This window comes from Burkholderia sp. AU33545, assembly GCF_020419685.1.
Classification (GTDB): domain Bacteria; phylum Pseudomonadota; class Gammaproteobacteria; order Burkholderiales; family Burkholderiaceae; genus Burkholderia; species Burkholderia diffusa.
This window is the reverse complement of sequence record NZ_JAIZRQ010000008.1, coordinates 299850-321832: the sequence shown is the minus strand read 5'-3', so window position 1 is coordinate 321832 and position 21983 is coordinate 299850. Positions and strand designations below refer to the sequence as shown.

At 64.1% G+C, this 21983-nt stretch carries 27 protein-coding genes and 1 pseudogene; 15 read left to right on the top strand and 13 right to left on the bottom strand.

Annotation, left to right across the window (positions count from 1 at the left end; translation table 11 throughout):
- The first annotated feature begins 83 nt into the window (after nt 1-83).
- Both LGM71_RS26620 and LGM71_RS26615 read left to right on the top strand, forming a co-directional pair.
- Nucleotides 84-1820, top strand: coding sequence for a ShlB/FhaC/HecB family hemolysin secretion/activation protein (locus LGM71_RS26620; RefSeq protein ID WP_226117413.1), 1737 nt, complete (start codon nt 84-86; stop codon nt 1818-1820).
- Between the two features lie 133 nt (nt 1821-1953).
- Nucleotides 1954-2322 (top strand): hypothetical protein, encoded by a 369-nt coding sequence (locus tag LGM71_RS26615; RefSeq protein WP_059602533.1) that lies wholly within the window; start codon nt 1954-1956, stop codon nt 2320-2322.
- A gap of 510 nt (nt 2323-2832) precedes the next feature.
- Here LGM71_RS26615 and LGM71_RS26610 read toward each other — a convergent pair.
- The 4 genes from LGM71_RS26610 to LGM71_RS26595 form a co-directional block, all read right to left on the bottom strand.
- Complete coding sequence (locus LGM71_RS26610; RefSeq protein ID WP_226117412.1) at nt 2833-3255, bottom strand: ACT domain-containing protein; 423 nt, start codon at nt 3253-3255, stop codon at nt 2833-2835.
- Between the two features lie 96 nt (nt 3256-3351).
- The gene (locus LGM71_RS26605; protein ID WP_226117411.1) at nt 3352-3831 is read right to left on the bottom strand and encodes a hypothetical protein; all 480 of its coding nucleotides are present in this window, start codon (nt 3829-3831) and stop codon (nt 3352-3354) included.
- A gap of 173 nt (nt 3832-4004) precedes the next feature.
- A complete protein-coding gene (locus LGM71_RS26600; protein ID WP_082728952.1) occupies nt 4005-4226 on the bottom strand; it encodes a hypothetical protein in 222 nt (73 codons plus the stop codon).
- A 289-nt stretch (nt 4227-4515) separates the two neighbouring features.
- Entirely contained in the window at nt 4516-4962 is a 447-nt protein-coding gene (locus tag LGM71_RS26595; RefSeq protein ID WP_151049268.1) for a hypothetical protein, read from the bottom strand.
- Nucleotides 4963-5168: 206 nt separating this feature from the next.
- On the opposite strand from LGM71_RS26595, the gene LGM71_RS26590 reads away from it, so the two are divergent.
- Together LGM71_RS26590 and LGM71_RS26585 are read left to right on the top strand one after the other, a co-directional pair.
- Nucleotides 5169-5540 carry an alkylphosphonate utilization protein gene (locus LGM71_RS26590; RefSeq protein ID WP_226117511.1) on the top strand — a complete coding sequence of 124 codons (372 nt, stop codon included), beginning with the start codon at nt 5169-5171 and terminating at the stop codon, nt 5538-5540.
- A gap of 94 nt (nt 5541-5634) precedes the next feature.
- Nucleotides 5635-6471, top strand: a complete 837-nt coding sequence (locus tag LGM71_RS26585; protein WP_226117408.1) for a spermidine synthase — start codon at nt 5635-5637, stop codon at nt 6469-6471.
- Nucleotides 6472-6484: 13 nt separating this feature from the next.
- Here the strand turns inward: LGM71_RS26585 and LGM71_RS26580 are convergent, their stop codons facing one another.
- Nucleotides 6485-6682 (bottom strand): ribbon-helix-helix protein, CopG family, encoded by a 198-nt coding sequence (locus LGM71_RS26580; RefSeq protein ID WP_069228003.1) that lies wholly within the window; start codon nt 6680-6682, stop codon nt 6485-6487.
- A 108-nt stretch (nt 6683-6790) separates the two neighbouring features.
- A complete protein-coding gene (locus LGM71_RS26575; protein ID WP_124625614.1) occupies nt 6791-7558 on the bottom strand; it encodes a YoaK family protein in 768 nt (255 codons plus the stop codon).
- A gap of 247 nt (nt 7559-7805) precedes the next feature.
- On the opposite strand from LGM71_RS26575, the gene hyfB reads away from it, so the two are divergent.
- From hyfB to LGM71_RS26545, 6 genes are read left to right on the top strand one after another with little or no spacing between them, the layout of a single operon-like run.
- The gene (gene hyfB, locus LGM71_RS26570) at nt 7806-9812 is read left to right on the top strand and encodes a hydrogenase 4 subunit B (protein WP_226117406.1); all 2007 of its coding nucleotides are present in this window, start codon (nt 7806-7808) and stop codon (nt 9810-9812) included.
- Nucleotides 9806-10756 (top strand): respiratory chain complex I subunit 1 family protein, encoded by a 951-nt coding sequence (locus LGM71_RS26565; protein ID WP_226117404.1) that lies wholly within the window; start codon nt 9806-9808, stop codon nt 10754-10756. The genes hyfB and LGM71_RS26565 overlap by 7 nt, the downstream gene beginning before the upstream one ends.
- Entirely contained in the window at nt 10757-11416 is a 660-nt protein-coding gene (locus LGM71_RS26560; RefSeq protein ID WP_059602509.1) for a hypothetical protein, read from the top strand.
- On the top strand, nt 11409-12872 hold the full coding sequence (locus LGM71_RS26555) for a hydrogenase 4 subunit F (protein WP_226117399.1): 1464 nt from the start codon (nt 11409-11411) through the stop codon (nt 12870-12872). Before LGM71_RS26560 ends, LGM71_RS26555 begins: the two co-directional genes overlap by 8 nt.
- Nucleotides 12873-12875: 3 nt before the next feature.
- The gene (locus LGM71_RS26550; RefSeq protein WP_226117398.1) at nt 12876-14438 is read left to right on the top strand and encodes an NADH-quinone oxidoreductase subunit C; all 1563 of its coding nucleotides are present in this window, start codon (nt 12876-12878) and stop codon (nt 14436-14438) included.
- A complete protein-coding gene (locus tag LGM71_RS26545) occupies nt 14438-14947 on the top strand; it encodes an NADH-quinone oxidoreductase subunit B family protein (protein ID WP_124625389.1) in 510 nt (169 codons plus the stop codon). Before LGM71_RS26550 ends, LGM71_RS26545 begins: the two co-directional genes overlap by 1 nt.
- A 78-nt stretch (nt 14948-15025) precedes the next feature.
- Here LGM71_RS26545 and LGM71_RS26540 read toward each other — a convergent pair whose 3' ends face one another.
- Nucleotides 15026-15238 (bottom strand): DUF2909 domain-containing protein, encoded by a 213-nt coding sequence (locus tag LGM71_RS26540; protein WP_059511443.1) that lies wholly within the window; start codon nt 15236-15238, stop codon nt 15026-15028.
- Nucleotides 15235-15585 (bottom strand): hypothetical protein, encoded by a 351-nt coding sequence (locus tag LGM71_RS26535; protein ID WP_059602495.1) that lies wholly within the window; start codon nt 15583-15585, stop codon nt 15235-15237. The genes LGM71_RS26540 and LGM71_RS26535 overlap by 4 nt, the downstream gene beginning before the upstream one ends.
- A gap of 349 nt (nt 15586-15934) precedes the next feature.
- Here LGM71_RS26535 and LGM71_RS26530 point away from each other — a divergent pair, with 349 nt between their 5' ends.
- On the top strand, nt 15935-16132 hold the full coding sequence (locus LGM71_RS26530) for a ribbon-helix-helix protein, CopG family (RefSeq protein ID WP_059602491.1): 198 nt from the start codon (nt 15935-15937) through the stop codon (nt 16130-16132).
- A 23-nt stretch (nt 16133-16155) separates the two neighbouring features.
- Here LGM71_RS26530 and LGM71_RS26525 read toward each other — a convergent pair whose 3' ends face one another.
- Together LGM71_RS26525 and LGM71_RS26520 are read right to left on the bottom strand one after the other, a co-directional pair.
- Nucleotides 16156-16992, bottom strand: coding sequence for a spermidine synthase (locus tag LGM71_RS26525; protein ID WP_151049254.1), 837 nt, complete (start codon nt 16990-16992; stop codon nt 16156-16158).
- Nucleotides 16993-17038: 46 nt separating this feature from the next.
- Nucleotides 17039-17383 carry a zinc ribbon domain-containing protein YjdM gene (locus LGM71_RS26520; protein WP_006752903.1) on the bottom strand — a complete coding sequence of 115 codons (345 nt, stop codon included), beginning with the start codon at nt 17381-17383 and terminating at the stop codon, nt 17039-17041.
- A gap of 367 nt (nt 17384-17750) precedes the next feature.
- Between LGM71_RS26520 and LGM71_RS26515 the strand changes: the two genes are divergently transcribed.
- The 4 genes and pseudogenes from LGM71_RS26515 to LGM71_RS26500 all read left to right on the top strand — a co-directional run.
- The gene (locus LGM71_RS26515) at nt 17751-18014 is read left to right on the top strand and encodes an HPr family phosphocarrier protein (protein WP_185715837.1); all 264 of its coding nucleotides are present in this window, start codon (nt 17751-17753) and stop codon (nt 18012-18014) included.
- A gap of 65 nt (nt 18015-18079) precedes the next feature.
- A complete protein-coding gene (locus tag LGM71_RS26510; RefSeq protein WP_059602484.1) occupies nt 18080-18301 on the top strand; it encodes a hypothetical protein in 222 nt (73 codons plus the stop codon).
- Nucleotides 18302-18498: 197 nt separating this feature from the next.
- Nucleotides 18499-19053 carry a GNAT family N-acetyltransferase gene (locus tag LGM71_RS26505; RefSeq protein ID WP_226117397.1) on the top strand — a complete coding sequence of 185 codons (555 nt, stop codon included), beginning with the start codon at nt 18499-18501 and terminating at the stop codon, nt 19051-19053.
- Nucleotides 19054-19377: 324 nt separating this feature from the next.
- Nucleotides 19378-19587 (top strand): annotated as a pseudogene (locus LGM71_RS26500) (hypothetical protein); the annotation flags it as partial.
- A gap of 73 nt (nt 19588-19660) precedes the next feature.
- Here the strand turns inward: LGM71_RS26500 and LGM71_RS26495 are convergent.
- The 3 genes from LGM71_RS26495 to benC form a co-directional block, all read right to left on the bottom strand.
- Nucleotides 19661-20059: a RidA family protein gene (locus LGM71_RS26495; protein WP_059602885.1), complete on the bottom strand. Its 399-nt coding sequence runs from the start codon at nt 20057-20059 to the stop codon at nt 19661-19663.
- 116 nt (nt 20060-20175) lie between these two features.
- Nucleotides 20176-20952: a benzoate diol dehydrogenase BenD gene (gene benD, locus LGM71_RS26490; RefSeq protein ID WP_226117396.1), complete on the bottom strand. Its 777-nt coding sequence runs from the start codon at nt 20950-20952 to the stop codon at nt 20176-20178.
- Nucleotides 20949-21971, bottom strand: a complete 1023-nt coding sequence (benC, locus tag LGM71_RS26485; RefSeq protein WP_226117394.1) for a benzoate 1,2-dioxygenase electron transfer component BenC — start codon at nt 21969-21971, stop codon at nt 20949-20951. The genes benD and benC overlap by 4 nt, the downstream gene beginning before the upstream one ends.
- Between the last annotated feature and the right edge of the window lie 12 nt (nt 21972-21983).

Sequence of the window (21983 nt, the reverse complement as noted above, 5' to 3'; positions counted from 1 at the left end):
ATCAGGTCAAGCGGAAGTAACACCCTGAAATTCCAATAAGCGCGTGACGTAGTCGACATTCACAATCAAGTTTATAAAAATACATGAGAACCATTCGCCGGGGGAATCCAGCCGCCGCACTGCTGCTTATTGCGGCCAGTGTGTCGGCGCAGGAAGCTCCCCGCTTGATCATTCCGGGCAACGATCAGCAAACCCGACAGCAGGAAGAGGCGCGCGAGCGCGAACGAGCGGTCTCCGCGCCCGGGGTGCGTTCGGGCGTGACGGCGAGTGCTGGGTATCCGGCACTGCCGTCGGAGTCGCCCTGCTTTCGCGTCGATCATTTCTCGCTCGACGTGCCCGACGCGCTGCCCGCTTCCGTGAAAGCGCAAGGTGCGTCGGCATTGCCGATGGACCGCTTCGCCTTCGCGCGCGAATGGCTCGATCACTATGCCGGCCAGTGCGTCGGCAAACAAGGCCTCGACGTGCTCGTCAAGGGCCTGTCGCAAGCTATCCTGGCGCGCGGCTACGTCACGACGCGCGTGCTGCTGCCTGAACAGGATCTGTCGACCGGCACCCTGAAATTGTCGCTGATCCCCGGCGTGATTCGCCACGTGCGCTTCGCCGGCGAGAAGCTGCGCGGCACCTGGAAAACCGCCTTCCCGACCCGCGACGGCGAGCTGTTGAACCTGCGCGACCTCGAGCAGGGCCTCGAGCAGATGAAACGCGTCTCGAGCCAGGACGTGTCGATGCAGATCGTCCCCGCCGACGTGCCGGGCGAGAGCGACGTCGTGCTCGACGTGAAGCGCGGCAAGCCCTGGACGGTGGTCGCGTCGATCGATAACTCGGGCACGCGCGCGACCGGCCGGCTGCAGGGCAACCTGTCGCTCGGTATCGACAATCCCTTGGGCCTGAACGATATCTTCAACATCGGCGTGAGCCAGGATCTGGAATTCGGCGACAAGCGGCTCGGCTCACACGGCTGGAACGGCTTCTATTCGATCCCTTGGGGATACTGGACAGCGACGCTTTCTGCGTACACGAACACGTATTACCAGCAGATCGCCGGCGTGAATCAGACGTTCATCGCAAGCGGCAACTCGAAGACCGTCGATTTCAAGCTGAATCGTGTGCTGTCGCGCAGCCAGAACAACGTGTTCGGCGCGCAGTTCCGGCTCTCGCGCCGCTTCGGCCAGAGCTTCATCGAAGACACCGAAATCCCGCAGCAGCGCCGCAACAACACGTTCGTCGAGTTCGGCCTGACCGATCGGCACTACTTCGGCAACGCGCAGTTCGACGGCACACTCGCGTACCGGCAGGGGATCGGCGCCTTCGGCGCGCAGGACGACAGCCTAGCGGCCGATGGCGGTCCGACCTACCGCTACAAGATGGCGGTGTTCGACGCGAACCTGTTGGTGCCGTTCGCGATCGCACAGCAGCCGTTTCGGTACGTCACGACATTTCACGGCCAGTACACCGGCAACACGCTGTACTACATCGACGACCTGACGATCGGCAGCCGCTACACCGTGCGTGGTTTCGACGGCGAGACGATGCTCGCCGCGGCACGCGGCTTCTACTGGCGCAACGAGCTGCAGGCGCCGATCGGACAGACGGGGCTCGCGGCTTACGCGGGCCTCGACTACGGGCGCGTGTGGGGCCGGCAGCCGGTCGCGCTGGTCGGCACGCAACTGGCCGGCGCGGTGATAGGCGTCAAGGGCAGCGTCGCGACACGCTTCGGCGGTTATGGCTACGACCTGTTCGCCGGCACGCCGGTGTACAAGCCGTCCGGCTTTCCGACCGCTCGCGTGACTCTCGGGTTTCAGCTGACGGCCCAGTTCTGATGAGAGTGCACTCAAGTTCAAGCCGTCCAGTGCTTCGCCGCCCCGACGACACGAGAGAGGACAAGGAACTGACGGCGTTCCTGAACGCTCAGGTCGCTACCATCCTGTCGGCAAGCCACGAACCGCGTCCGCGTTGCCCACGCTGCGGCAGCAGCCACATCACCAGCGCGGGATTCAGGACGCGACCGAGCGGCCGTACGCGGACTTGCCGCGGCTTACGCCCGCCGAGTTCGACACCTTGGCCGTGGCTGCCCGTCAACGGCCCAGCCGCGGAGGCAGACCGATTTCAGCGCGGGGCCTCGTGCTGGCGCGCGCGGTACTGGTGGACGGCGTGACGTACCGTGAGGCCGAACGAGCGCTTGGACTCGGGTATTCGGTTGCGGCGCGCGCAGTGGCAGCGCTGTTGCGTTACCGGGACGCCACCCCGATGCAGCACCAATCGGTGCCGTTGCACGATCCGTTTGGCCGCTTCCGCGAGACTGCGGCGCGCGGCGACGTGTAAAGGAGGCCGCACAACGCCAACGCATGGCGGAGCCGTCATCGAGGTAATCCTTTCCGAAGTTAAGCCAGACAGAACTAGACCGATAACCTGCGGCATGCTTCGATCTCGACGACGTCGACCTACCTTCACAGCGACGAAGTACAGCGGGCTCGGCAGTTTGATCAGGCATTCGAAGCACGCAAAGGGTAAGTTCGTCGGGTGAAACGCTGCTCTCCCAGGTTGGCATGAATTCAGAATTTATTCGTCAAATCATTGGGTTATGGATTTTTTGGCGAAAATTTCACGAATCCCGGCCGACCCTCTGCCAGGCGGCGAGTTCAACAGCGACATTCATTCGCATCGACGTTGTCGGGATAAGTATTCTTATCACAACGCGTCTATTTTTCATCCAAACTCAACTGTGAACGATTACCGTCGAGCTATTCAATCCACCTGCCCTCGCACCGTACTTGCCGCACATGGCACGACGAAGCGCGAAGGCACGCAAAGACACGGGACAACAACGGCTGGTCAAGCCCTTTGCAAAATGTCCATCGCCCTATCGGCGTCGGCCTGCGAGTCGAGCGCGAGATAAGCAATGAACTGCGAGCCAAGCACGGCAGCGGATACGCCGCGGAGATTGATCCCGCCGTCCGACAGTTGCTGGGTCAGCTCTGCGATGATCCCCGCTTGATCCAGTCCCATCACACGGATGGAGTACAGGCCCGAGGTGGCATTGAATCCCGCCTGCGTGGCTGCACGGATCTCCTTGTCTCCCTGTAGCGGCGCGACAAACACGACCCCCTTGCCTGGTGCTTCCGGCGTGCGTCGGGCGACAACGAATTGCAAATCAGCGCCAGCATCCCGCAACGCGTTCAACACATGCGCAAGACCGCCCGGCTTGTCCTCGATGGTGGCCGCCCAAACGTCGACACGTTCGACGAATAGTTGCATGGCACCTCCAGAAAATCGGACCTCGATGAAGACAATCTATGTCGCGCATGAGCGGCAAGCAAGTCCGTTTACGCGAGGGGCGGCATGCAGGTTTTCCTAGGAATCCGATGTTTTCTTCGACTGGGGGCACAGCCCGAGCATGACCGCCTGCCGATGCCGCCATTGAAGCAGTTCGTCGCGGAACTCATCGGATGATTTCCCGGACGTTACCCGCAATGTTCCGGATTGAAAGGTTCTCGCGGCGAGCCAGAACGGTCGGCCATCCGGCAGTTCGTCGATCACGGTAATAGGCAACTGATACGTTCGATGCAGATACGACAGGAAGGCGAGACCATAGCCGCGGCGTCTCATCGACGCGAGAATTTCCAGTCGATGGACGAATACCCGATCGATTCGAGGTGCCAGACTGTACGTCGCCGTGCCGACGGTACCGCCGAACGCCTCCAGGATCGCGACTTCCCAGCCCGAATACGGGGCCCCGTCGATGCCGAGATCGATCGGCCTGGATTGAAAACGAACCACGGGAAGCCGGCGAAATTTGCGCCGAGCAAAAAGGGACCGCAGGAAGGAAAGCACGCTCAGCCCTTTGTCATGTCCGCAGCGATACGTTTCTTCATCTTCGCGCGCGACAGCAATCCGCAGTCGCGTACTTCCGCGTTGGCGCCTTTCATATCAGACGCAACCGCCCACAACATGAACGATGTTTGAATCAACGCGACCGTGCGATTCCTGAGCGATATCGATAAGAACTACTTCCGATTTTTCAGGAACGTCTGCCCGGCTGCCGTAATCGAAACGCTTCCGCGACCGTTCGTCGGATAGCGCACGAATCCAGCGCCGATGAGCTCTCGGGTAATGGACCAGCCAAGCGCGGGCGTGTCGCGACCATAACGAATATCGGCAAGGCGCTCGAGCGCCCAGATCGCGGATGTCGAAAGAGTCGGAACCGTCGAAGTTTCCTTATCGCTCATGGCGTCTCCAAAGATTTGATCATGGTCAAGGGTGATGTATGTCTGGAACTCGAATGGCAAGGCACACCCTCAGGCGTGCCCGTCGCAACTGACGCCGACCTCGATGCGTACTGAGACATGCCACGACCGCCAAAGTCCAGTGAGACGAGGTGCTCGGTTTCCGCGACGAACGTCTTGCGGCGCCCCCGACCGAGGAAGCCGCACGCATGAAGGGAGATCGACAAGTGGCACGCAAAATAGACGACGGTTTCCATGTTCTTCGCGCGTGCCGTGCGACAGGCCCTGGTATTCAGTGGGAGGGGGCGACCTGGCAGGCCATCAGAAACGCCTGCAACTCGATTTCCCATGCCGCGTCGCGCACGTCCGTTTCGAAACCGGCGAGACGCTTCATCTCGCTGCTCAGATACACGGCATTGAGCAATCGAGGAGGCACGCCCAGCGCAAAACAGCAGCCATCTGCATCGAGAAGCAGACTCGGGTGGTGCCGGAACCGCGCACTGGCCACTGAGATCGGATCCATCACGTGCCGAGCCGATTCCCTGGGATAAACGAAGGCCAGATGGATACCGGCGGCCGCGAGCCGTTCAGCCGCCTCATGGAAGCGGTGGACCATCTGGAAGCCTCGCTCGCCACCACGTCCGACGCCCACAACGATAAGCCCCCGGCTTCCCGCGACCTCCGACAGGAATACGGACCGCCGATCGGGCAGCAGTAGCATCCCATCCAGATCGAACATGTCGACTACCTCCGCGAATCCGCCCCCAACTCCGGCGATCGGCGGCAAGATTCGATTATAAGACAGCAATAAGCAAATGTGTATGGCATTATAATGCCGTGTGCATTTTTTACGCTGAGCGAGCCGACGGCACGATGGCAACTTCGGTGATGAAAGTGAACGCCCGTTTTCCCCTGACGGCCCGAATCTGCCAAATGAAAGTCGCAATGAACCCTGCCGCGGCCTGCCCGCAGCGCGCGATGCAGGACACAGACCCGGACGGCGCGCTACCCCTGTGCGTGGACTACGGTCACGAATGGGCGGCCGGCGGCACCGGCACCGGCACCGGCACCGGCACCGGCACCGAATCCACTGACGAATCGGTCGAGCTGGCGGTCAAGGACATGAACGCCATCGTGCCGTCGGACGACGATTCGGTCGTGCTGATCAAGGACTTGCGCGTGAAGGGTTCGTCGATCACGCTGGAGACGGGCACTGAGGACAAGGGCATCCGCCTCGTCGGCGGAGATCGCGAAGTCGATTGCAAGACCGACATGGGCGGCTTACTGCTCAACGCGTGCTGTCTCAAGAAAATGTGACGTCGTACGCCCGCCGACGGCGAACCCGCTTGTCGTTGCTGTTCGCTGCAGGCGCCACCCCCACCTACAACTTGACTACCCGGATCGATCGAGCATGGAGCATGACCGAACATCCTACGATGCGTTCGTCGAATTTCTGTCGACCCCGCTGCATGACGGACGGCCGTATGTTTTGGAGACGCAGCACGCAATCTCGCTGCACTTCGATCACCAGGCTACCCAAAGCTTCATGTCGCTGCGCACGCCCGACAAACTGGCGCTCGGCTATACGCGAACCATGATGGGTTGTCTGCTGCTGCACCCGGCCGCCGGACATATGTGCATGATCGGGCTCGGAGGCGGCTCCTTGGCAAAGTACTGCTATCGGCATCTGCCCTGCGTGACCATCGACGCGGTCGAAATCAATCCGGAAGTGATCGCACTACGCGACGTGTTCAGGATTCCGGCAGACGACGCTCGATTCAAGGTGATCTGTGCAGATGGCGCGGAGTACGTGACACGGGAGGATGTCCACACCGACGTGATCCTGCTGGATGCCTTCGTCGCGGACGGCATGCCGAGCCGGTGTGCGGATATCGCGTTCTTTACCGCCTGTCGCGAGCGATTGAGCGATTCCGGAGTGCTCGCGATCAATCTGGCGGACGACGACCCGTCGCTGCCCGCTCACATCGAGCGCCTGGCCTCCGTGTTCGGCCCTTCGTATGCGGTTGTCCGATGCGACGACGACAGCAATTTCGTCGCCTTCGCCTGGAAAGGGTCGCTTCGTTTGCCATCGAGGCAAGTTCTGTTCGAACGCGCGCTCTCGTTCGCGTTTGCCGGCGAACTCAAGCTGTCGTCAACCGCTCGGCGCATGAAAGAGGGAGAACGCCTCGATCCAAAGCGGTTGACCTGGCATGCGCAGGGGCATGCACACTGGGAAATCGACGCCTAGACGGCTTGCGAGCTCAGCCCGCGCTTCGCTTCACCCGCTTGCCGAGCGCGCTCTTCGTCCTGTAGCTCACGCCGTGTTGCTCGAGATACTCGCGGATCAACTGCCGCACGACTTGCGACGGCGTCAGGTCCTGCTCCGCGCAGAGCATGTCGAACGCTTCTTTCTTGGCGGGATCGATCAGGATGGTCAAGCGTGCGGTTTTCGTTTCCATTGCAGATAGAGTCGGCAAATATGCTAATCGAATTATAATGCACCGGCCCCTGCCTACAGCACCGGAGAACATGCGGCACACGCGTGTTGATCCGGCTCGGCGACCGGCTCACGACCTGCGGTCAAGTCGATAGAGATATTCAAGCACGTCGTCGACAACGGGCACGATCGCCAGCGTGACGAGCGCTGCGGCAAGCGGCACGGTCGACACGTAGCCGACATGCTTGAAGCCGATCGCGCCGGCCAGCCCGCCAACAAAAAACGACGCCAGCATCGTTCCGTGAATCCTGAGCTTCGCGCGGTTTGCGATCACCGCATGCGCGTGCATGTCTGCATTCGAGCGATTCCAGTAAAAGAGTTTGCCGAGCTCGATGCCGAGGTCCGTCACGATGCCCGTCATGTGCGTCGTACGGATTTCCGCCCCCGACAGCTTTGTGATCATCGCGTTTTGCAGCCCCATGATGAAGCACAGCAAGATGACCGTGACCGGCATGAAGAACGCCTCCCACAGCGCGAGATGGCTGCCGAGCAGCCCGAACAGGAGCAGCAGCGCGGCTTCCACCAGCAACGGCAGTACATACTGACTCTGCAGGCCGCGGCGGCGCCCCCAGTTGACGAGCACCGCCGAGCAGCCGGCGCCAACCAGAAACGACACGAGCGAACCAACGCCGGCCAGCACAAGCCGGATGTCGCCAAGCGCCGTCTGATCCGCAATCGCCGACACGATCCCGCTCATGTGGGACGTGTATTGCTTGACCGCGAGGAAACCGCCGGCATTGGTTGCTCCGGCAACAAAGGCAAGCGAAAACCCGAGCTGGCGGTTCGCGGCCGCGCTACGGTGTTTTCCCGTCAGGCCTCGGAAGTACTGCGCAGGCATAGGATCTTCCCTCATTCGCCCGGATCGGGGGGACAACGACGCCCTGGGCGGAACCCGGAGCGCCGCGACAAACCGCCACACGCGCCCGTTCCATCCGAGGATTCATGAGACTTTAATGATAACGACATTATCATACCTTGTTATCGAGATTGGCCTTTCGGTGTCATAATGCGGGCAGGAATACGTCGCGGGAGATGCGGCCATTCCAACCACGTCGTCCAACCCGAGCGTACTGGAGACATTCCGGATGGCACCCATGCCGGTCGTCCATTTCGTCCTGCTGGCCGTGGCCGCGTGGCTCGCGGTCGGCACGCTGGGGCTCGGGGCGCCGCGTCGCACGCGACTGGTGGCCCACGGCCTCTTTCCGCTCGGCGCGTTGGTCGGACTGCTCGCCGGCGCGGCGGGCCTCGCCGGCATCTTTGCCGAACCGTCTGTGGCCGTGCTGCCGATCGGGCTTCCCGGCCTGCCCTTTCATCTGCGTCTCGATCGCTTGTCCGGCTATTTCCTGTTCGTGCTCGGCCTCGTCAGCACGGGGATCGGCGCCTTTTCAGCCGGCTATTTCCGCAAGGGTGAAGGATCCGCGCCCGGGTTGATCTGCTTCGAATACCACGTCTGCGTCGCAAGCATCGCACTGGTGTTGATCGCAGACGACGCATACGTTTTCATGGTCGCCTGGGAGACGCTGACGCTATCCGCGACGTTTCTCGTGATGACCAACCACCGGATCGGCGAGATCCGCCGGGCGGGATATCTCTATTTTCTGATCTCGCACGTCGGCGCGCTCGCGCTGCTGCTCTGCTTCGGCATTCTGCAGGCGCGCACCGGCGACTATACCTTCGCCAACCTGCGCGCGCAGTCGCTGGATACCTTCTCCGCGTCGTTCGCCTTCCTGTTCGCACTTGTCGGGTTCGGCGCGAAGGCAGGGATCTTCCCGCTGCACGTGTGGCTGCCGGAGGCACATCCCGCGGCACCGTCGCCGGTTTCGGCGCTCCTCAGCGGATTCGTGCTGAAAGTCGGCCTGTATGGCCTGCTGCGCACCCTGTTCGACCTGTTGCACGTGCAGATCGCATGGTGGGGCGTGCTGCTCCTCGTGCTGGGCATCAGCACCGCGTTGCTGGGGGTGGTGTTCAGCACCATCCAGACCGACATGAAGCGCCTGCTCGCCTATTCGTCGATCGACAACGTCGGCCTGATGATCGTCGCACTCGGTCTTGCCGTGCTGTTTCGCGCATACGGGATGCCGAGCCTGTCCGCGCTCGCACTGACCGCGATGCTCTACCAGATCGTCGCGCATGCCGCATTCAAGAGCTTGCTGTTCCTGGGTACGGGCGCCGTCCTCCACGCCACCGGCGAGCGCAACCTCGGCAAGCTCGGCGGACTGATTCGCTTCATGCCCTGGACCGCATGGGCGGTGCTCGCGGGTGTCGCGGCGAGCGCGGGCTTGCCGCCGCTCAGCGGTTTCGCGGCCGAATGGCTGTTGCTGCAGAGTTTCCTGTTCGCGCCAGGCTTGCCGGATTCGGTGCTCGCCATGACGGTGCCGATCGCCGCCGCGCTGATCGCCATGTCGGCCGCACTGGCCGGCTACACGATGGTCAAGTTCTTCGGCATCGTGTTCCTCGGGCAACCGAGAGAAGCGAAGCTGAACCGCGCCCGCGATGCGAACACGTGGGAACGGCTCGCGTTCTGCTGGTTCGCGACCGCCAGCGTGCTGCTCGGGCTGATGCCAGCGCAGTTCGTCAAGCTGCTGGATCGCGTCACGCACACGCTGGTCGGCGCCGGCGTCGGCGCGGAAAATCACGGCTGGCTGCTGTTCGCGCCCGTGTCGGCCGCTCGCGCGAGCTACATGCCGGCGGCTTTCATGTTGTTCTTCATCGCATGCTGCGGACTCGCGTGGGTGCTGGTGCGGCGTTTTTATCACGGCCGGCTGCGACGCGCGGCGCCGTGGGGCTGCGGCTTCCCGTTCACGACCGCGCGAATGCAGGATACGGCGGAAGGATTCGGGCAGCCGATCCGCGAAATCTTCGCCCCGCTGCTGCACATCGAGCGGCAATTGCCATCGCCATTCGACGCACAGCCGGCCTACCGGGTGTCGGTGACCGATCGCACCTGGTCCGCGCTCTACTTGCGCATCGCGGCACTGACGCAACGCACCGCCGACTTGGTGGGCCGCCTGCAGACGGGCAAGATCGCGGTTTACCTGACATACAGTTTCGTCGTGCTGATCGTGCTTCTGATGCTGGTGAGACGATGGTAACCCTGTCCGGCATCATCTCGCAGACTCTCGAAATCGTGATAGCGATCGCGGCCGCGCCGTTGCTCACGGGCTGGGTCAACCAATGCCGCGCCTGGCTTCAGAACCGGCGTGCGCCGTCCATCTGGCAACCGTACCGGATGCTCCACAAGCTGTTCAACAAGGAATCGGTCATCGCGCACGGCGCAAGCGCCGTGTTCCGCGGCGCGCCCTATGTCGTCTGGGCCGCCATGACGCTCGCGTGCGCGATCGTGCCAACCCTGTCGACGGAGTTGCCGCTCTCGCCCGCCGCCGATGCAATCGCGCTCGTCGGCCTGTTTGCGCTCGCGCGCGTCACGCTGTCGCTCGCGGCGATGGACGTCGGCACGGCGTTCGGCACGCTCGGCGCGCGCCGCGAAATGCTGATCGGCTTCCTCGCGGAGCCGGCACTGCTGATGGTGCTCCTGTCGGCCTCGCTGATTACGCAGTCGACACTGCTGACGAGCATCGTCTCGACACTCGGCCGTGGCGAGCTCACGATCTATCCGAGCCTGGCGTTCGCCGGCATCGCGTTCACACTGGTCGCGCTGGCCGAAAATGCGCGGCTGCCGGTCGACAATCCGACCACTCACCTCGAGCTCACGATGATCCACGAGGCGCTGATCCTTGAATATTCGGGACGGCACCTTGCCTTGATGGAGTGGGCGGCAAGCCTCAAGCTGTTCGCGTATTCGTGCATCGGTCTCGCGTTGTTCGTGCCGTGGGGCATCGCGAATGCGGGCGATCCGGTTGCGCTGCTGCTGGCCGTACCAGTGCTCTTCGTCAAACTGGCGGCAGGCGGCGTCACGCTCGCCGTGGTCGAAACGGCCAACGCGAAGATGCGCATCTTCCGGGTACCGGAATTCCTGGCGACCGCCTTCCTGCTGGCCGTGATCGGCATGCTCGTCCATCTGCTGCTGGGAGCATGAATGCACGCCTACGCGACACAACTGATCAATTTCCTCGCGGCCGTGCTGCTGATGCTCTCGTTCGCGATGCTGAGCCAGCGCAGGATCCTGTCCCTGATCCATCTCTATACGCTGCAGGGTGTCGCGCTCGTGTCGGCGAACCTGATCCTCGGCTTCGTCACGGACGACGTGCACCTCTACGTGTCGGCCGGCCTGACGCTCGTGCTGAAGGTCGGCGTGATCCCGTGGTTCCTGTATCGGCTCGTTCGCAGGCTCGACGTCAAGACCGACGTCGAGCCGCTCATCAATATCCCGACCACGCTGCTGATCGGCATCGTGCTCGTCATCATCGCGTTCAATGTCGCGGCACCGATCAGCCAGCTCGCGACATCGGTCGCACGCGGCACGCTCGGCATTGCGCTCGCATGCGTGCTGCTGTCGTTCATGGCGATGATCACGCGCGCGAAGGCCATTCCTCAGGTGATCGGCTTCCTGTCGATGGAAAACGGGCTGTTCTTCGCGGCGGCTGCCGCGACCAACGGCATGCCGATGATCGTCGAGCTCGGCATCGGGCTCGACGTGCTGATCGGCATCCTGATCCTGGGCATCTTCATGTTCCAGATTCGCGAGCAGTTCGACAGCCTGGACATCCATCACCTCGAGAAACTCAAAGATGAATGACGCCCACGTCGTGCTCGCCGTGCTCGGCCTGCCGCTCGCGGGAGCAGCGTGCCTTGCCTGCGTGCGGCCGAGCCGGGTCGCGCGCCATCTGAACATCGGCTTCAGCTTCCTGACGTTCGCAGCAACGCTGGTGCTTGCCGCGCGCACCGTCGAGTACGGTCCGTCGTTCGCATTCGGACGCGCGTTTTTCGTCGATCCGTTCAATGTCTATCTCGTGGCGCTCACGGCGTTCGTCGGCTGGACGACATCGCTGTTTTCCCGGCCCTACATGCAGGTCGAGGAAGCCCGCGGCAGGATGACCGCCGCGCGCATGCGGCTCTATCACAGCATGTATCAGCTCTTCATGTTCGCGATGCTGCTCGCGCTGCTGACCGACAACGTCGGCGTGCTGTGGGTCGCGATGGAGGCCGCAACGCTCGCCACCGTGTTGCTCGTCAGTGTCTACCGCACCGCCGCGAGCCTCGAAGCCGCATGGAAATACTTCATCCTGTGCGGCGTCGGCATCGCCCAGGCGCTGTTCGGCACGATCCTGCTGTATCTTGCCGCGAGCCGGCAACTGACCGACGGCGACGCGCTGCTGTGGACGAGCCTGGCCGCGATCAGGACGCAGCTCGATCCGACGATCATGTCGATCGCCTTCGTGTTTCTGCTGGTCGGCTACGGCACCAAGGTCGGCCTCGTGCCGATGCATAGCTGGCTGCCGGACGCGCACGCCGAAGGTCCGACGCCGATTTCGGCGGTGCTGTCAGGCCTGCTGCTGAATGTCGCGCTGTATGCGGTGCTGCGCTGCAAGGTGCTGGCCGACGGCGCGCTCGGCAACGGCCTGCCGGGGCGATTGCTGGTCGGGTTCGGGCTCGCGTCGGTCCTGATCGCGTCGTTCTCGCTGTTCCGGCAGAAGGACGTGAAGCGCCTGTTCTCGTACTCGTCGATCGAGCATATGGGCTTGATGACGTTCGCGTTCGGGCTCGGCGGCCCGATCGCGACGTTCGCCGGATTGCTGCACATGACGGTCCATTCCCTCGTCAAGTCGGCGATCTTCTTCGCGGTCGGTCATGCCGCGCAAAAGGCCGGCACGCAGGCGATCGACGGCATTCGCGGGCTGCTGCAGGTCAGCCCGACGGTCGGCTGGGCATTGATGCTTGGCGCGCTTGCCATTCTCGGGCTGCCGCCGTTCGGCGTGTTCGCAAGCGAATTCCTGATCCTGACGACGGCGATGAACGTGCTCCCGTGGACCGCGCCGTTGCTGCTGCTCGGGCTCGCCGTCGCGTTCGCGGCGATCTTCGCGCGCGTGCAGCGGATGGTGTTCGGCGAAACGACGACGGCGACGCCGCTCGAACACCGGCCGGCGCTGCTGCCGGTGTTCGTGCATCTGGGGCTCGGCCTGATGCTGGGTCTGTACGTGCCGCCCTATCTGGCGATGTGGTACCGTCAGGCGGCAACGATGCTGGCAGGATAAGCAATGCGACTCGACTTGATTCAGGCGGACGGCTCGACTCGCCTCGGGCACGAAGCAGGCCAGGTGCCGGCTACCGTGGTTGACGTCGACGAAGCGCGATGGCTCGACATCGCGCATGCCGCGCGGACGGACCGTAGCCGGCTCGTTGCGATGTGGGGCACCGAAACGCCCGAGCGCGTATTTTCAGTCAACGCGGCTTACGAATGCGACGACGGCGTCCTGTGGGTGCGCCTCGCGACAGGGCCGGAACCGCGGGCCGACGGCGACTATCCCGATCTCGCGGGCGTGTTTCCCGCCGCAACGCGCATGCAGCGCGCAATTTTCGACCTGACCGGCCTGCGCGAGCGCAACACGCGCGACACGCGCCCGTGGCTCAATCACGGTAACTGGCCCGGCGACTACTTTCCGCTGCAAAAGCGGGCAACCGGAATCGAGCGATTCGAATCGAACGAAGCGGATTACCCGTTCGTGCAGGTTGTCGGCGAAGGCGTGCACGAGATTGCCGTCGGGCCGATTCACGCCGGCATCATCGAGCCGGGCCATTTCCGGTTTTCGGTCGTCGGAGAGAAGGTGCTGCGGCTCGAGGAGCGGCTCGGCTATGTGCATCGCGGCGTCGAACGGCTGTTCGAACGGACGGCCGCGTCGAACGGCCATCGTGTTGCGGGCCGGGTCGCCGGCGATTCGACCGTTGCGTTCTCGTGGGCCTATTGCATGGCACTCGAGCAGGCGTGCGGCACAGCCGTGCCGGCGCGTGCGCTGGTTCTGCGCGCACTCCTGCTCGAGCGCGAGCGCATTGCCAATCACCTCGGCGACCTCGGCGCACTCGGCAACGACGCCGGATTCGCGTTCGGTCTCGCACAGTTCTCGCGGCTCAAGGAGAACTGGGTACGGACCAACGGCGGAATCTTCGGGCATCGATACCTGATGGATCGAATCGTGCCGGGCGGGCTGGCCGTCGACATTCATCCCGAGGACGCGGCGACCCTCACCGAACAGTGCGAACGCATCGCGCGCGAAGTACACGTGATGCGGAAGATCTACGAGGAGCAGTCCGGGCTGCAAGACCGGTTTCTCGGCACCGGCCGATTGAATGCCGACGTCGTCGCGCATTTCGGCGTGCGCGGCATGGCCGCCCGCGCCAGCGGCCAGACATTCGACGTGCGCGCGAACCTGCGGCCGGCCCCTTACGGCGATCTGGCCGTCAAGGCGGCAAGCGACCCGCGCGGCGACGTCGCCGCGCGGGTCGCCGTGCGGTTTGCCGAAATCGACGAATCGCTGCGTCTGATGGGCGAACTGCTGGCGAATCTTCCGGAAGGGCCGATCGCCGTCGGCGTCACGCCCGCGGCGGCGCCATCCAGGGGAATCGGCTGGGTGGAGGGCTGGCGCGGCGACGTATTCGTCGCGCTCGAGATGGCATCAGGCGATGCCATCGCGCGATGCCATTGCCACGATCCGTCATGGCAGAACTGGCCGGCGCTCGAGCACGCGATCATTGGCAACATCGTTCCCGATTTCCCACTGATCAACAAATCGTTCAATCTGAACTACGCGGGGCACGATCTCTGATGTGGCAACTCATCCGTCAGTTCGCGCGCACTGAATTTCCCGACGAGCCCGTGCCGACCGCCGAAGCCACCTGGCGACACGAGGCGCAGCAGATTCGTCAGGACATTCTCGACCTCCTCGGCCGCGCGTTGTGCATCCGGCAGATCGATGCGGGTTCGTGCAACGGCTGCGAACTGGAGATTCACGCACTGAGCAACCCGTACTACAACATCGAAGGGCTCGGGATCAAATTCGTCGCCAGCCCGCGCCATGCGGACCTGCTGCTCGTGACCGGCCCCGTCACACTGAACATGAAGGCAGCCGTGCTTGCCGCGTACGAGGCGACGCCGGCGCCGAAGCTGGTCGTCGCAGCCGGCGAGTGCGCGTGCACGGGCGGCATTTTTGCCGACAGCTACGCCGTGTGCGGCCCCGTTTCGTCGGTCCTGCCCGTCGATGTGACCATTCCTGGATGTCCGCCGCCGCCGATCGATCTGCTGCGCGGCATTTTGACAGCTTGCCGATCACGCTGATACTGAAACGGATGCCCGTGGCAATCCTTCCGTGGGCAATACCTCGTTTGCTGCGGCGGCGAGGGCGAATGCCGCGCCTCACCGCCCGATCGGCAGCCCCGTCGGCTCGATCCACCCGAGCCGGTATGCGATCAGCAGCGACAGGAACAGCGTGATCGACAGCCCGACCCGCGCCGCGAGCGACCACGCCATCCGCTTGCTGCCGCCCCGGTCGTGATTCATGAAATACAGCGCGAAAACCAGGCTTCCGATAATCATCACGAAAGCCACCGAAACCAGCGCAATCTTCATTGTTGATGTTCCTCCAGGCCGGAATCGGCCTTCAGCAGTTCGGCCAGTCTTTGCCGCTCGGCAGCGACGTCGGCAACACCTGACGCCGGCCAGTCCAGCGCCACACCATTACCCAGCGAATCGCGAACGAGCGTCTGGTAACGCCGGTCGCTGATCCGGCCCTGCTCCATCGCTTCCGAGATTTCATGTCGAAACGGTAGCGGAAAGCTCGCGTATCCGCGCGACAGCGCCGCATATTGCCGCGCGTCGACCTCTTTCGACGACGGCGCGACTGCCCACACCACGACGGCCACGATGGCTACGAAAGGAATCGCCGTGTAGCGGAGAACGAACTTGATCGGGGTCATGAGGCGGATAGCGAAGTGGCTGTGTAGTAAACGCGAAGAGACGACCAGGCAGCGCCGCAGTGACGGTGCACGCACGCCGCGTGGAAACGGAAGCAGCCGAGTCACCGGCCGTGCGGACGACGGAGCCGCTCGGGCAAGCCGGAGCCGGCAGCCCCGGTCGATATTGTACTTAAAGCCCAATACAACCAACAGAGCATGATAATCTTGTTATCATGTTTTCCATATGCTTCGAGCAATCCGAGGCTCCCGGGCCCGGGTGTGCCGGTGCACGAACCGTGCATGACACATTTGGCACCGAAAGCGGATCGATTATAATTTGATTAACATATCGACCACCCCTGCCATCCCGATGGAAACGAAAACCGCCCGCCTGACCGTCCTGATCGATCCCGCCAAAAAAGAAGCATTCGAAATGCTCTGCGCGGAGCAGGACCTCACACCGTCGCAAGTCGTGCGTCAGTTGATCCGCGAGTATCTCGACAAACACGGCGTCACGTACAAGACCAAGAGCCCGCTCGGCAAGCGCGTGAAGCAAGGGCTGAAGTAAGCGCAGTCGAACCCGCGGCGCCGTCAGGCGCAAATTTCCCATCGTGGATGTTCGCGCGCGCGCCAGACGAGCCGCGCGGGATCGATGCACTCACCTTCCTTCATGCGCCGAGCGGTGGACGAGAGCTTGAGCGCGCCCGCCGAGCCGAATCCCAGCGCGCGCTCGAGCAGGATGCGCAGCGACGGCAGCGGGTTGCCGTTCTTCCACGCGAACGCAATGAAGTTGTTGTCGTCGCCGCACGGCACCAGCGCGCACGAATCATCGAACACCGCACGCAGTTGCTCGAGATGCCGCGGCAACGCGGGATCGTCGTCCATAAAGTTGATCGCGAGCACGCCCGTTTCGCTCAGCCGCGCACGGCACGCGTCGAGAAACGCGGTGCCCGTGCAGCGGCCCGGCATGCCATCGGCGACGAACGCGTCGTGCAGGATCACGTCCGCCTGGACGTCCGGCCGCGCGACGTAGTCTGCGCCGTCCGCGCAGACTACCGCGAAGCGCGCGTCGTCTTGCGGAATCCTGAACACGTCGCGCAGCGCGATCACGTCCGGATTGATCTCGACAGCGTCGATCGCCGTGTCGGGCAGGTGCCGATAGCAGTACTTCGCCAGCGATCCACCGCCGAGCCCGATCATGCAGATACGCGCGGGCGCCGGCTGCAGCAGCAGGAAACCCATCATCACGCGCGTATAGCCAAGTTCGAGCCTGACCGGATCCTTCAGCGACATGAAGCTCTGCGTGCCGAAGTGGTCGAAGTGCAGTGACACCGCATGCTTCGTCTCGAGCACGAACGGACGGCCGTCGTTCAACGGCGCCGCCAGGAACTGCAGGAACGCGTCATAGGAAATTCGATCCTCGCTCATGCTCGACAGGCCCGGTTGATCGGAGAATGGCTCGTACCGCGTGCGGTCATACCTTCTTCAGGTAGCAGGCCTTCAGCATGAAGCCGCCCATGTCGGTCTTGCAATCGACTTCGTGATCGCCGCCGACGAGACGGATGCTCTTGACCTTGGTGCCCATCTTCAGCGTGATCGACGAACCCTTCACGCGCAAGTCCTTGATCAGCACGACCGAATCGCCGTCCGACAGCACGTTGCCATTCGCGTCCTTGACGACGTCGCCCGCCGGTTCGTCGCCCGCATCGGCGCCGGCTCCGGCCGACCATTCATGGCCGCAGTCCGCGCACACGGTCAGCGTGCCATCCGGGTAGGTGTTTTCCATCGCGCATTGCGGGCAGGCGGGGGCGGCGTTCATTGCAGCTTCCATTCGGTGGGAGTTCACGTCAATCGATAAAAAAATGCCGGACACGCAAGCACGTGGCCGGACCGCGCGCCGTACTGCCCCGTCGACAAATCGGCCAGGCAGCATGTCGCGCACACGGCATTATAATGCAATACACATAAACACGTTGCTGTATTATAATTGTCAGTTTTCGATCATTCGCCGGACTTGATGGCGGTTTCGCTGAGGATGTCGACATGTTCGAGATGAATGATGCACCGATGCCTGGTGCACAACACCCGGCGCCCCGTCGGGAAACCGCGCTCCGCGCGGTCCCGCCGTGCTGCCGGCCGGCCGCTCCACGCCGTTCCGGCGACTTTCCCCGAGGTTGATCCGCATCGTGGCAACCGTCGTCTACGTTGAAATCGGCCCCGCCTGGAGCCGCAGGCGTGCGATCGCGTCGTGTGACGCGATCGTCGCGGCGGCACACCGCTTCGAAAGCGACATCCTGCTGCTCGCCAACGGGCTCAGCGGCAGCGCGAAGGACGCGACGGCCATCGCGGCGCTACAGATGCATGGCGGCACGTCCGCGCAGGTGCTCGCCACTGGCCCCGACGAGGATGCAGCGCTCCAGGCGCTGTTGCCCCTGCTGCAGGCACGCTGACGCTGCGTCGCCCGATCCCACGGCCTCGTGCCGTTCACCCTGAATCACTACACTTCGAGGAAGCGATGAACGACAACGTCACGTCCCACACCCCCAACCTGTCGGCCTCCGCGATCTGGGCGCTCGAGCGTCTCGCCGATGTGCGCTACGGCCGCGATGCGCCGGCGCTCGGCTGGTCGGTCGAGCAGGAACTCGTCGGCGCGGGCTTCGTCAGCCATTCCGCGAACGGCCGATCCGGTGCGTCGATCACCGCGCACGGGCGCAGCTTCCTGAAAAGTCGCAAGTAGAAACCGCCCGGCACGGGCGCGATTCCGCCACGCGGTCGCCAGCCCGTGCCGGAATCATCGGACGACGGCAAGCCGGACGATGCGGCCGCATTCCCCGCCGCAGACGGGGATTTGCGGCTGCGCCGCAGTTTCCGCGGTATCGTACGGGACCCAAGCGCGGCGCACTGCGCCGCCTTCCTTTCCTCATGGAACGCCCGATGACACCCAGCGCCCTGCCGCCCGTCACGTCCCCACCGGTTCTCGATACGCCCCGCCTGATCCTCGAAGGTCACCCGCTCGGCGACTTCGACGCGCTCGCCGCGATGTGGGCCGAGCCGACCGTCGTCGCGCACATCTTCAACGGCAATCCGTCGGCGCCGCGTGACTCGTGGATGCGGCTGCTCGCGTATCGCGGACTGTGGCCGCTGCTCGGCTACGGCTACTGGGCGATTCGCGAGAAGTCGTCGGGCCGCTACGTCGGCGATCTCGGCTTCGCCGACTTCCATCGCGCGATCGAGCCGTCGATTCGCAGCGTGCCGGAAGCCGGCTGGGCGCTCTCGAGCTGGGCGCACGGCAAGGGCTATGCGACCGAGGCGCTGTCGCATGCGCTCGGCTGGCTCGATGCGCAGCACCGGTTCGAGCGCAGCGTATGCCTGATTGCACCGACCAACATCGCGTCGATCCGCGTCGCGCAGAAGGCCGGGTATGCAGATCCGGTGCAGATTCGCTTCAACGACGCCGATTCGCTGCTGTTTTCACGCGCGTGCCGGTAAGTGCGATGTCGCGCACCGGCCGCTTCGTCGCGGCAAAGGTGCGTGGACCGTCTGCGTCTGCGCCGGCGGTCGGCGAACGCCGTCGGCAACGGGGACGCCGAGCGTGAAAACCGGTGCGTGCATCGTTGACGTGTCCGGAATGACGCGGTACGGGATCCGGCCGCCCCCCTGCAAGCGCAGTTTCTGCATCAGCGTCGGGCGATACCGCGTTGCCGCGTCGCGTGCGTATCCGTGTCGGGGGCGGGACCGCGATTGACCGTTAGTTGCACTTGTGAGACCGCACGTCCAGGTCTCGACCGCCGAATTGCGGCGTTCATCGCCGGTCATGCCAGCGCGATCCGGATCGTCGTCGAAGGCGCGCGGCCTGCGCCCGGCACGGACGGCCCCGTGCAGCGGATGCCGGCGATGCGCGGCGCGCTGACGAGCAGCGAGATCGCCGCGGTGGTCAGCTATGTGCGCGGCGCGTGGGGAAATCACGCCGCACCGGTGTCAGAACAGGACGTGAGGCGGTTGCGAGCGGCGATCCGGCGGTAGACGGGCCGCACGTCTGCATCCGATGCGTGCGGCAAGCGGTGGGATCGCGTCGTCTCACCAGCAGCGGCAGCGACTATCCCCGCAGCACGGCAACCGCCTTGATTTCGACGATATAACCGGGCGCCCCGCCGAGCATGTGTGCGCCGACCGCGGTCCACGCCGGCCGCGGATGCGCATGGAGATAGCGGTCGCGCACCGCCATGAACAGCGGCAGGTCGCGCATGTCGGTATGAAAGGTCGTCAGGTCGACCACGTCGTCGAGCGACGCGCCGGCCGCCTCGAGCACCAGCCTGAGATTCTCGAACGCCTGCACGATCTGCGCCTCGCGTTCTTCCACCAGTTGCATCGCCGCGTCGCGGCCGATCTGGCCGGATACGTACACGGTATCGCCCGCCTTGATCGCCGGCGCATAACCGATTTTTTCGTATACGGCTTCCATTCCCGCGGGGATGATCGCTTCGCGTTCGCGCATGAGTGTCTCCGTGGCCGGACGTTCCGCGTCGGCCGGTTGTTCGATGGTCATCGTGCGCACGCCTGACCGCGGCGCGCGCCTCGCTGAAGCAGCGGGGGAACAGGCAACCCGGCCGCTCAACCCGTATCGCCGCCCGCGACCGGCAGCACCGTGCCGGTGATGTAACTCGCTTCATCCGACGCGAGGAACAGGATCGGCGCGATCTGTTCATCGAGCGTGCCGTAACGCTTGAAGAACGTCGAATCGGTCACCTGCCGCACCGCTTCGGCCATCCACGCCTGTTCCTGCGCATTGTCCCCGGCCGCATTGCGCGGCACGCGGCGCGGCGGCGCCGTGGTACCGCCCGGCGCGGTCGCGACCACGCGGATGCCGTGCTCCGCATATTCCATCGCGAGCGCCGCCGTCAGCGCATTGACGCCGCCTTTCGCGGCCGAATATGGCACGCGCCGAATGCCGCGCGTCGCGTTCGACGACACGTTGACGATCGTGCCGCCGCCCCCGGCCAGCAAGTGCGGCAGCACCGCGTGGCAACTGTAGAGCGTCGGCATCAGCGAGCGGCGGATTTCCGCGTCGATCTGCTCGGGCTCGAACTCGGCGAACGGCCGCATCCGGATCGCACCGCCGACGCCGTTGATCAGCACGTCGATCCGGCCGAACGTCGCGACCGCGCACGCCATCGCCGCGCGCGCGCCGTCGTAGGTCTCGAGATCCGCGACGAATCCGGCCGTGTTGCCGCCCGGCGCCTCGGCGGCCACCTCCGCCACGAAATCCGCGCGATCGACGAACAGCACGCGGCCACCCTCGGCCGCCGCGCGCAGCGCAACGCCGCGGCCGATGCCCTGCGCCGCGCCGGTGACGACAACGACCTTTCCAGAGAATCGTTGCATGGTCATGCCGCCTTTGCCGTCACGTTCGGGGTGAACTTCTCGTAGTGGAAGCTGTTGGGCTTCACGCCTGCATCGTCGAAGTACTGGCGCACCGCGTCGACCATCGGCGGCGGCCCGCACAGGTAGACGTCCACGTCGCCGTCGTTCAGCGCATCGGCCGGAATGTGCTGCGTGACCCAGCCCTTGCGCGGATGGCTCGACGCCGCATCGGCAACGACGGTCGAGAAGCTGAAGTTCGGCAGCTTCTCCGCATACGCTTCGATCGCGTCGACCAGCACCAGGTCGAGATCGCGCGTCACGCCGTAGATCAGGTGCACCTTCTGCCGCGAGCCGCTGCGCGCGAGCACCTCGAGCATCGACAGGAACGGCGCGAGGCCCGTGCCGCCCGCAAGGAACAGCAGCGGCCGCGCCGCATCGCGCAGGTAGAAGCTGCCGAGCGGCCCGTTCAGTTCGAGCGTATCGCCGGGTCTGGCCGATTCGAGCCACGTGCTCATCACGCCGCCGGGAATCTTCTTGATCAGGAATCCGACCTTCGTGTCGCCCGGCGCGGACGAGAACGAATACGACCGGTGCTGGCCGCTGCCCGGCACGCCGATGTTCACGTACTGGCCGGGCAGGAACACCGGCGCGGCCGCATCGACGTCGAGTTCGAGCACGATCGCCGCATCGTTGTGCGGCTCGACCTTCGTCACGGTCGCGGCGAACGCGCTGTGGCCGGTCTTGCAGGCGATCGACGAGCTCGGCACCGCGATCACGCAATCGCTTTGCGGCACCATCTGGCACGTCAGGACGAGACCGCCGTTCTTTTCATCCTCGGTGAGCGCGTCGTCGATGTAATCGTCGCCGAGATCGTAGCTGCCGCTCTCCGCGCGGCACTTGCAGGTGCCGCACACGCCGTCGGAACAGTCCATCGGCAGGTTGATCTTCGCGCGGAACGCAGCGTCGAGCACCTTCTCGCCGGCCTTGCAGTCGATGAAGCGGGTGACCCCGTCCTCGAAGTTCAGTGCAATCTTGTAGGTGGACATGACATTGTCTCC